Here is a 6,227-nt window from a genome sequence, read left to right on the forward strand (position 1 = left end):
CCCCTCTTTCCAGGATGCCGTCCATGCCGATCTGCTCCGCCCCCGCCGCGCTGCGCGCCTCGGTCTGTGCCGTCATGTTCGCCTCGCTCGCTGCCTGCGCCACCTATGACGACACGGCCATGCATTCGGGCTGCCAGGAGTCACCGCACCTGAAGGACCTGCCGCCGCAGGTCGCCGCACGCGAAAGCCGCTGCAACAAGAGTCTTGAAGTCTGGTCCAGCGAGCGCAAGGGCGATGACACGCCGCTGGATCTGAGCGGCAAGAAGAAGGAGCTCTGAAGGAAGGAGCTCTGACGGTGGGGCGTCTTGATCCGGTCGATGCACGCAGCTGACTGCACCGTCACGGGTGGCAGGCGAGGATGCGGACGTGTACTACTCGCGAGCGGTTATGTCCCACCCTGTCATCCGCGCTTTCGAAGCCGTCTTCAACCTGTCCGGTGGCGTTGAACGCATCACCGCGCTCACCGTCACCTGCCACCATTGCGCGGAGACCACCTCCGCCAGTGAGGACACATTGCTGCAGCTGCCAGGCGGTGCCCTGTTCCGCTGCGAGCGTTGCGGCTGCCACCAGCCGATCAGCCATGCGCGTGTTTCGGAGTGGCAGCTCCCGTCGCTGCTGGGGGTATGAGGCGATGGAGCTGACCGCAGCGCAGATCAGGATCCTGCAGGACATCGCCGACGCGCAGCCGGTGCGCGGTGACGCTGCGACCTGGGCAGTGAATGCGGGCTTTGCGGTGCAGGCCGAGGATGCGGACATCGACCTGACGCCGGCAGGCCGGCACGCCCTGGCCGGGCAACCAGGCCAGGAGCCAGGCTAGCCGCTGCGGTTGCCCCGACCCATTGGCGATGTGCAGGCCCTGCTGACATCGGTTCGGCTATGCTGCCGCACCTTCCCGCGCCGACGGCCATGCATCCTTTCCCCCTTCCCGTCTCCGCACCCGACCAGCTTGCCTATCGCCTGCTGCAGGACAGCGACTGGGCACGCTCGCCGGCGGCGGCACAGGCGCCCTGCGAGCTGCGCACGCTGCTTGCGATGATCCTCGACTCTCCGGAACCTCTGTGGATCGCCTGGGGCCTGAGCGAAAAGGCATTCTTCTTCAACGATGCCTACCTGCCGATGCTGGGTGACAAGCTGCACGGCGCCATGGGCAACCGCCTGGACGTGGTGTGGTCTGACGTCTGGGCCGATGTGGAGCATGCCATCGATGCGGCGTTCGCGGGCCGCAGCCGCAGCTTCAAGAACCTGCCGCTGATGATGGACCGCGACGGCACGCTGCGCGAGACCTTCTGGACCTTCTCCTATTCGCCTCTGCGCGATGCCAGCGGTGCCGTCGCCGGGATCATCTGCGTGGTCAGCGAGCAGACCGAACGCGTGATCGAGCGCGACCTGCACAGCCGCCAAGTGGCCGCGATCACCGAACAGGCGCGCGAGGCGCACCTGGAACTGGTGCGGGCCCGTGAGCAGCTCAGGCAGTCGCAGAAGCTGGAAGCCATCGGCCAGCTCACCGGAGGCGTCGCGCACGACTTCAACAACCTGCTGCAGGTCATCACCGGCTCGGTGGACATGCTGCTGCATACCTGGCCGGCGGAAGATCCGCGACGCCGCTACGTGCAGGCAATCGGCAATGCGTCGGACCGGGCCACACGGCTGACAGCGCAGCTGCTGGCCTTCTCGCGCCGGCAGAGCCTGTCACCGGAGGTCTTCGACCTGTGCGAGAGCGTGCAGGCCCTGTCGGACATCATCACCACGGTACTGGGGGCACGCATCCAGGTGTCGGTCAACCTGCCTGATCGCCCGCTGCCGGTGCTGCTGGACCGCACCCAGCTGGACACCGCGCTGATCAACATCGCCGTCAATGCGCGCGATGCGATCGACGGCCACGGCACGGTCACCATCGACGTCGAGCAGGTTACCGCGGTGCCTTCGGTCCGCTTCGCGGCACCGCTGAAAGGTGACTTCGCCGCCATCAGCGTGACCGATACGGGCACTGGCATCGACCCTGGCGTGGTGGATCGCATCTTCGAACCCTTCTTCACCACCAAAGGTATTGGTGCCGGCACCGGCCTGGGCCTCAGCCAGGTATTCGGTTTCGTCAAGCAGTCCGAAGGCGAGGTGGACGTGAAGAGCGAGGCTGGCGTCGGTACCCGGTTCACGCTGTATCTGCCGCTCACCCGTTCCGGCGAGACGGTGGCGCGGCCGGCGGCACAGCCGGGCCTGCTGCACGGGCACGGGCTGTGCGTGCTGGTGGTGGAGGACAACGTGGATGTGGCCGAGTTCGCGGTCGGAGCCCTGCGCGAACTCGACTATGAGGTGGTACTGGCCCGCAACGCCAATGAGGCACTTGCCGAACTGGAACAGGACGCCACGCGGTTCCATGTGATGTTCAGCGACGTGGTGATGCCCGGCACCAACGGCCTGGAACTGGCCCGGCACGTGCGTGATCGCTTTCCGGATCTGCCCATCATCCTGACCAGCGGCTACAGCGAGCTGCTGGCACGCGACCCCGGCCACGGCTTCACCCTGCTGCGCAAGCCCTACTCGCTCAAGCAGCTCGCCGTCGTGATGACCGAGGCCGCGGGCCGGAGGGAGGTTGCGACGATACGGGCGTAACGTCCTCCGCACGTGCCCAGACGTCCATCGCGCCATCAGGGAATAGGCACAGCATCACTGCAAATGCTAATCTTTCTCATTTGCGGTTGCCAATCCCCTCCCATGACCCTGTTCCCGCTCCGCCGCCGCGCGCTGTGCGCGGCCCTCGCCCTGCCCCTGGCACCCCTGGCACAGGCCGCCGCCCCACCCACCACCGCGACCACCCAGCTCGACAAGGTCGAAGTGCGTGGCCGTGCTCAGACGCTGTACCGGGTTGACGACGCCGCGGTTGGCACCCGCACCGATACCCCGCTGGAGCTGGTGCCGCAATCGGTGCAGGTGGTGCCGCGCGAGTTGATCGACGACCAGGCTGCGCGCCAGGTGACCGACCTGTACCGCAGCATCAGCGGCATCAGCTTCTTCAGCTATGCGGGCGTGACCCTGCGTGGCTTCCGGCAGGAAAACGTGCTCTATGACGGCCTGCGCGGCGACCCGTATGCGGGCTTCGCGGTGCCCCAGCTGTTCAACATCGAGCGGGTGGAGGTGCTGAAGGGTCCGGCCGGCGCACTGTATGGCGGTGGTGATGCCGGCGGCGTCATCAATTATGTGACCCGCAAACCCCGGGCCACGGCTGAGCGCCGCATCGAAGTCCAGCTGGGCAACGAGGATTTCCGCGCCGGCTCGGTCGAGGCCACCGGCCCCCTGGATGCGGCCGGCCGCGTGCGCTACCGCGCCGGTCTGTACGGCGACACCGAGCAGGGTGTGCGCTGGAACACCGACAGCGAAAGCGTGATCGGCGATGCATCGTTGGCCTTCGATGTGGGCGATACCGGCGAGCTGACCCTGCAGTTCACCGACATCACCCAGAACCTGGGCGGCAACCGCCTGCGGGGTGTACCGGTGAATGACGCAGGTACGTTCCTGACCGATCGCCGCTGGAACCACAATGAGGCCAGCGACTTCCTCGACATGCGCGCGAAGGTCGCCCTGGCGCAGTATCGCTTCGCGCCGGCCTCGAATCTGGATGTGGATTTCGCCGCGCGCTGGTTCACCAACAACGAGCATCAGATGTATCACGAGCCGATGGGGCTGATCGACCGTGATCGCGATGGCGTGGCCGAGTGGATGACGCGCCAGCTGCGCAACCAGATCCGCGACAACGAGGCGTTTACTGTCAACGGCAATGCCGTGTGGCGGGTCAGTACCGGCCGCATCGAGCATAAAGTGCTGTTCGGCGCTGACGTGTACCAGCTTGATGCCGACTTCACCGCGCAGACCGCCAACAGTGCCGACCTCGCGCGCGGTGCGGGCCCGGTGCGTGGCATCGACCTGTTCAATCCAGTGTATGGCGCCAGCACCTGGCACGACTACGCTCTGACTACCCTGCCCTGGCGCAGCACCTCCACGCGCAGCACCCGCTACGGCGGCTACCTGCAGGACGAACTTGCGCTGGGCACGCGCTGGCATGTGCTGGCCGGCCTGCGCTGGGATGGCTTCAAGGACGAGGATCGCCTCGGCGGCAGCAGCGTGGATGGGCACGACCTCAGCTGGCGGCTGGGCAGCACTTTCACTGTGCGCGAGGGGCTGAACCTGTACGCGAACGTGGCCAGCGGATTCGTGCCACAGAGCGCGGCCAACCAGGACCGTGCTGCCGGCGGCCCGTTCGACGCTGAACGCAGCAAACAGTGGGAGATAGGCATGAAGTCGCTGCTGGCCGAGCGTGTGACCCTGAACATGGCGGCCTACCGCATCGACCGCAGCAACATCGTGCAGGCCACCGGCGAAGTGACCGCAGGCGTGAACCAGCTCGCCGCGCTGGGCCTGGTGCGCAGCACCGGCATGGAACTCGATCTGCTGGCCGATGTGACCGATCGCTGGGTGGTGAACCTCACCTACGCGTACAACGACGCACGGGTGAAGGATGCGGGCCCGAACGGCATCACCAACGCCTCCGGAGACCGCTTCGCCAATGCACCGCGCAACACGCTCGGCCTGTGGACGCGTTACGACCTGCCTGCGCTGAACTCGGCCATTGGTTTCGGTGCCGACCATGTCGGCGAGCGCATCAGCCTGGACGGGCAGAGCGTGAAGGCCTACACCGTGTTCGACATGAGCTGGAAGACCACGTGGAAGCAGTGGCAGTTCCAGGCCAACGTCAAGAACCTGTTCGACAAGGTGTATGCGGCCAGTGGCTTCATTGCGCGCAACGGGCACTTCCCCGGGGAACCGCGCCGGGTGTACGTGCAGGCGGCCTACCGCTTCTGACGGGCGGTCGCGCTGCCGGCCCCGCGCAGCGGCCGGCAGCCTGCAGCACCTGCGTTACCGGGCGGGCGCCGCCGGCACCAGCACGCCATCCTTGAACGAAAGCGGGATGGTCACCGCCCCCTGCGGCGATGACAGCTGAAGGGTCAGCGACTGGCGGGCCGACGTGCAGGACGAGGCGATGCCCTGGAACCAGGAGCGCTCCGGTACCTGTGCATTGATGGCCTGCAGCTGCGCGGCAGGAACCGCGACGCCATCCACCTTCAGGCCAGTCAACCTGACCGGACCCGGTGATTCCACCACGAGCTCGAACACGCGGCTGCCACAACTCATCTGGTGCTGCGAGGTATAGCGGTTGGCAGGCAGCCCATCTTCGCTGCGCAGCACCGCCAGCCCTGGCGAATCGGCACGCGCCACCGGCGCACAGGCTGCTGCGCCCACGGCCAGAACGGCCACCGCCCATGCGGCCTCTATCTTCATAGCGTCGTACCCAGCGTTTCCGCATCGCGGTCGTTGAAATCATACTCACGGGTCACACCATCGGGCCCGATGATGTAGTAGCGGAACTCTTCGGCATTCATGCCGTTGTCGCGCAGCAGATCGGCCACACCCCAGTCCCCGCCCTCATAGGCCACGCCGCCAACGGTGCGGTTGTCGGACGGGTACTTGTTGACCTCATGCGTCTCCGACGGGAAGACCCCGGCCGGATGGGAATGGATGATGCCCACCACCTGGCCCGGCGAGATGCCCCACTCCAGCAGCGGATAGCTGATGGCCCCGGGATTGCTGGCATCACCGCGCGCCAGTGGGCTGGTCTTGATTTCACCGGTCACTGCGTCGCGGTAGATCACCGTGCCCAGCTCCTGGCTCTGATAACCCGGATCGGCCTTGATCAGTGCCTCCACCTCACGCGCGACGGTGTCAGCCTGTGCATCGACCTGCTCATACGCGCTCGGCGGCGCTTCGCCACCGCCACCGCCGCCACCACCGCCATCGCCATCGCCAGGGTCCCACGGATCGGTCCAGTCTGGCGGATCGATATCCGGCCAGCCGCCGTCATCGGGCGGCAACGCATCCACCGGCGGCAGATCGGTGGTATCCATCTGCGCACCGCCAGAAACCAGTGCGAGCTCCTCCAGCGACAGCTCGCGAATTCCATTTTCCTGCATGCGTGCAACTCCTTGCTTCGAGCGTGAGGTGTGGTGTTTAGCGCAGCAACTGCGTGAAGGTCAAATAGCACATTCGCATTACTTCAAGATGAAGAATCGTCGTTGCGCAAGTGCGATGCGCCTTCATTCTTGTCGTTTATCACCCTTCCGTCCGAATCAGATTTTTCTGACAGAGCACCGCCCACTTCGTGTGATAAATGTCGGAGC

7 protein-coding genes are annotated in these 6,227 nt (G+C 65.9%); 5 read left to right on the top strand and 2 right to left on the bottom strand.

Features of this window, described 5'->3' with window-relative positions; all coding sequences use genetic code 11:
- Positions 1-23 precede the first annotated feature (23 nt).
- The 5 genes from N7367_RS11565 (at position 24) to N7367_RS11585 (ending at position 4,854) form a co-directional block, all read left to right on the top strand.
- Positions 24-278, top strand: a complete 255-nt coding sequence (locus tag N7367_RS11565) for a hypothetical protein (protein WP_193396690.1) — start codon at positions 24-26, stop codon at positions 276-278.
- 109 nt (positions 279-387) lie between these two features.
- Complete coding sequence (locus N7367_RS11570; protein ID WP_053517863.1) at positions 388-627, top strand: hypothetical protein; 240 nt, start codon at positions 388-390, stop codon at positions 625-627.
- 4 nt (positions 628-631) lie between these two features.
- A complete protein-coding gene (locus N7367_RS11575) occupies positions 632-817 on the top strand; it encodes a hypothetical protein (protein ID WP_111187042.1) in 186 nt (61 codons plus the stop codon).
- An 89-nt stretch (positions 818-906) separates the two neighbouring features.
- Positions 907-2,610 carry an ATP-binding protein gene (locus N7367_RS11580; RefSeq protein ID WP_279942429.1) on the top strand — a complete coding sequence of 568 codons (1,704 nt, stop codon included), beginning with the start codon at positions 907-909 and terminating at the stop codon, positions 2,608-2,610.
- 102 nt (positions 2,611-2,712) lie between these two features.
- The gene (locus N7367_RS11585) at positions 2,713-4,854 is read left to right on the top strand and encodes a TonB-dependent siderophore receptor (RefSeq protein WP_279942430.1); all 2,142 of its coding nucleotides are present in this window, start codon (positions 2,713-2,715) and stop codon (positions 4,852-4,854) included.
- 54 nt (positions 4,855-4,908) lie between these two features.
- Here the strand turns inward: N7367_RS11585 and N7367_RS11590 are convergent, their stop codons facing one another.
- Complete coding sequence (locus N7367_RS11590; RefSeq protein WP_053517859.1) at positions 4,909-5,331, bottom strand: hypothetical protein; 423 nt, start codon at positions 5,329-5,331, stop codon at positions 4,909-4,911.
- Positions 5,328-6,020, bottom strand: a complete 693-nt coding sequence (locus tag N7367_RS11595) for a hypothetical protein (protein WP_279942431.1) — start codon at positions 6,018-6,020, stop codon at positions 5,328-5,330. The genes N7367_RS11590 and N7367_RS11595 overlap by 4 nt, the downstream gene beginning before the upstream one ends.
- Positions 6,021-6,227: the final 207 nt, after the last annotated feature.

This window comes from Stenotrophomonas sp. GD04145 (assembly GCF_029835135.1).
In the GTDB taxonomy this organism is placed as follows: domain Bacteria; phylum Pseudomonadota; class Gammaproteobacteria; order Xanthomonadales; family Xanthomonadaceae; genus Stenotrophomonas; species Stenotrophomonas maltophilia_P.

Coding starts and splice junctions, on each gene's coding strand:
- N7367_RS11565 (WP_193396690.1), top strand. CDS start 24: ATGCCGATCTGCTCCGCCCCCGCCGCGCTGCGCGCCTCGGTCTGTGCC.
- N7367_RS11570 (WP_053517863.1), top strand. CDS start 388: ATGTCCCACCCTGTCATCCGCGCTTTCGAAGCCGTCTTCAACCTGTCC.
- N7367_RS11575 (WP_111187042.1), top strand. CDS start 632: ATGGAGCTGACCGCAGCGCAGATCAGGATCCTGCAGGACATCGCCGAC.
- N7367_RS11580 (WP_279942429.1), top strand. CDS start 907: ATGCATCCTTTCCCCCTTCCCGTCTCCGCACCCGACCAGCTTGCCTAT.
- N7367_RS11585 (WP_279942430.1), top strand. CDS start 2,713: ATGACCCTGTTCCCGCTCCGCCGCCGCGCGCTGTGCGCGGCCCTCGCC.
- N7367_RS11590 (WP_053517859.1), bottom strand. CDS start 5,331: ATGAAGATAGAGGCCGCATGGGCGGTGGCCGTTCTGGCCGTGGGCGCA.
- N7367_RS11595 (WP_279942431.1), bottom strand. CDS start 6,020: ATGCAGGAAAATGGAATTCGCGAGCTGTCGCTGGAGGAGCTCGCACTG.